General features: G+C 64.3%; 1 protein-coding gene. It reads left to right on the forward strand.

Features of this window, described 5'->3' with window-relative positions:
• A partial coding sequence (gene groEL / locus AC628_RS41845; protein ID WP_143202129.1) for a chaperonin GroEL occupies window positions 1-670 on the forward strand: 670 nt, incomplete at both ends.

Consider the following 670-nt stretch of genomic DNA (forward strand, 5'->3'; position numbering starts at 1 on the left):
CTCGGTCCGAAGGGCCGCAACGTGGTGCTCGAGAAGTCGTTCGGCGCTCCCCGCATCACCAAGGACGGCGTCACCGTCGCCAAGGAGATCGAGCTCGAGGACAAGTTCGAGAACATGGGCGCCCAGATGGTGCGCGAAGTCGCCTCCAAGTCCGCTGACGCGGCCGGCGACGGCACCACCACGGCGACCGTGCTGGCGGCTGCGATCGTCCGTGAAGGCGCCAAGTCGGTCGCCGCCGGCATGAACCCGATGGATCTGAAGCGCGGTATCGACCTCGCGGTCGAGGCTGTTGTCGCGGATCTGGAAAAGAACTCCAGGAAGGTCACCTCGAACGAGGAGATCGCCCAGGTCGGCACCATTTCGGCCAACGGCGATGCCGAGATCGGCAAGTTCCTCGCTGACGCCATGAAGAAGGTCGGCAACGAGGGCGTGATCACGGTCGAGGAAGCCAAGTCGCTCGAGACCGAACTCGACGTCGTCGAGGGCATGCAGTTCGACCGCGGCTACATCTCGCCCTACTTCGTCACCAACGCCGACAAGATGCGCGTCGAGATGGACGACGCCTACATCCTGATCAACGAGAAGAAGCTCTCCTCGCTGAACGAGCTGCTGCCGCTGCTCGAGGCCGTGGTGCAGACCGGCAAGCCGCTGGTCATCGTCGCCGAGGACG

It is taken from the genome of Bradyrhizobium sp. NAS96.2, from assembly GCF_001908235.1.
In the GTDB taxonomy this organism is placed as follows: Bacteria; Pseudomonadota; Alphaproteobacteria; order Rhizobiales; family Xanthobacteraceae; genus Bradyrhizobium.